This is a genomic window from Streptomyces sp. NPDC054841 (assembly GCF_053611045.1).
Map to the genome: position 1 here is coordinate 1 of NZ_JBSGZO010000859.1, position 1,720 is coordinate 1,720.

A 1,720-nucleotide genomic window follows, 5' to 3' on the forward strand; every position below is an offset into this window, starting at 1 on the left:
CCCCTGTGGAAGGCCGAGGCGCTGCCGCGCGCTCAAGAAACACCCCGCACGCCCCTGACCTGGGGTGATCTCGAAGATGCAGAGATCAAGAATCATGTCAAGTCACGCTTTTTCGGGAGTTAACCGAAACGTCTCCGTCGCCTTCACTCGAAGTGCGGGCCGGCATTCACGGCCACCTCGGAGACTGGAGAACGACCATGACCACCCAAGCGCCGGACCCTCACCACGGAAGCGAGCCTCCCGTGCGCCCCACCCGCACCGCGTCCGTCCTGCGCTGGACGGCCAAGCTCGGGCGGGCTCTGCGTAAAGCCCTGACCCGGTCGGCCGCACTGCTCGGACGTGTCGCCGACTTCCTGGCCCCGGGAGCGCGCCGCGGGCGTTGGGGTCCCGCGTGGCCGGCCGCGCTGGTCGGTCTGGTTGCCAGTGCGGGACTGCTGAGCGTGCTGTTCATGCACACACCGTCGCTCGTCTATCAAGGCGTCGCGAAGATCATCGACACCTCCCCACCGGCAGGGCTGCGTCCCTTCTACACCCAGAAGATCAACTGGCACTCCTGCGGTACCGGTGTCCAGTGCGGTCAGCTGGAGGTGCCCCTGGACTACGCCGACCCGGGTGGGCCCACGATCGAGCTGGCCCTTGCCCGCAGGCAGGCGACCGACCCGGGCGAGCGGATCGGCTCTGTGGTGTACAACCCGGGAGGCCCGGGCGGATCCGGTATCGAGATCGTGCAGGCTGATCCGGACATGTTCTCCACCCCACAGGTGCGCTCCCGGTACGACTTCGTGAGCTTCGACCCGCGCGGTGTCGGGCAGAGCGCGCCGATACGCTGCGCACCCATGCTGTCGGCCGACCCCGTCACGGTCGACGCCACGCCGGACAACCCGGCCGAGGTCACCAAGTACGTCGATGTCAACAAGGAGTTCGCCGCCTCCTGCCAGGCCAACTCCGGGGCGCGGCTGGCCCATGTCTCCACCGAGGAGAGCGCTCGGGACATGGACGTGCTCCGCGCGGCTCTCGGGGACGAAAAGCTGCACTACATCGGCGTGTCCTACGGCACCTACCTGGGCACCCTCTACGCCGAGCTGTTCCCCGACCAGGTCGGCCGGCTGGTTCTCGACGCGGCCGTCGACCCGCGGGTCGACGCGCTGGACGCGACGCGCGAGCAGGCCGCCGGGTTCGAACTGGCCCTGGATGCTTTCCTGGCCGACTGTGCCGGCCGGCCGGACTGCCCGCTGGGCACCGACCTGCCCGGGGCTCGGCAGCGTCTCGACGAGCTGCTGACGAGCCTGGACCGCAAGCCGCTGCCGGCGGCCGAGGCGGGCACCCTCGACAAGGACACCGCCCTTTCGGCCATCCTGGGGGCGCTCTACTCCAAGGACGCCTGGCCCCAGCTGCGGGCGGCCCTGGAACAGGCGCAGGCGGGCAACGGGGCGGACCTGGGTCTGATGGCTCTCTCCGGCGTCGGCATCGGCCAGGAGGCGTTCACGGCGATCGACTGCCTGGACCATCCCCCGGCCGTGACCTCGGCCGAGCAGGTCCAGGCCGAGATTCCCTCCTTCCGGCAGGCGTCCCCCGTGTTCGGGGAGTGGCTCGCCTGGAGCGCGCTGAGCTGCGCGGACTGGCCGGCCAAGCCGGTCGGCACCCCGCACGCGGTCAATGCTCCGGGAACGCCGCCGATCCTGGTGGTGGGCACCACCCGGGACCCGGCCACCCCGTACCC

At 70.3% G+C, this 1,720-nt stretch carries 1 protein-coding gene; it reads left to right on the forward strand.

Translation table 11 applies throughout. The features are described 5' to 3' along the window. Positions 1-197 precede the first annotated feature (197 nt). Positions 198-1,720: alpha/beta fold hydrolase (locus tag ACWGI8_RS43980; protein ID WP_453669196.1), on the forward strand; the 1,523-nt coding region annotated here is incomplete at its 3' end.